This is a genomic window from Vibrio sp. 378 (assembly GCF_033339435.1).
In genome coordinates this window covers 1-505 of record NZ_JAWOUO010001275.1, presented here as the reverse complement: position 1 = coordinate 505, position 505 = coordinate 1, and the positions used below count along the sequence as shown (strand labels likewise).

Sequence of the window (505 nt, the reverse complement as noted above, 5' to 3'; positions counted from 1 at the left end):
CACAACTTAGCTACTCGTTTAGCTTGGATGGCCAATCTGAAGGTGATATGAAGCTGAGCTTTCAAGCGATGGATAGCGAGCAAATATTGGCAGCATTGGCACAAATCCCAAACAGCGAGGCAATCATCCAGCTGGTTAATGACTTGGTGAACTACGGCGCTCAACAGTTCTACTACTCTGACGAACAGTTCAACAACGAAGAAGAGAGCAATACACTTTATTTTGCAGGCTCTGATGGCGCACTTCATGAAGTCACCGACGTTTATTCTATTGGCAATCAGTTTATTGCCATGCTAATGCACAGTAGCCCGATTTTCCGCCTGAACGGTAACGACGTAAAAGAGAAAAGCCCGAACATTGATATCGGTGAAGAAACCATGTCTCTGCAAACCACTCTTACAGGCAACGCAGTACACCACCTGTTAGACAGTTTTGAAGAACATGAGTGGGTACAAAACCTGCCAATGACAGCATCTTGCCAAGTGGTTTGGCAACAGCAAATCCG

The 505-nt window shown here is 45.5% G+C and carries 1 pseudogene; it reads left to right on the top strand.

The features are described 5' to 3' along the window. A pseudogene (locus R7Q48_RS31535) lies at positions 1-505 on the top strand (hypothetical protein); the annotation flags it as partial.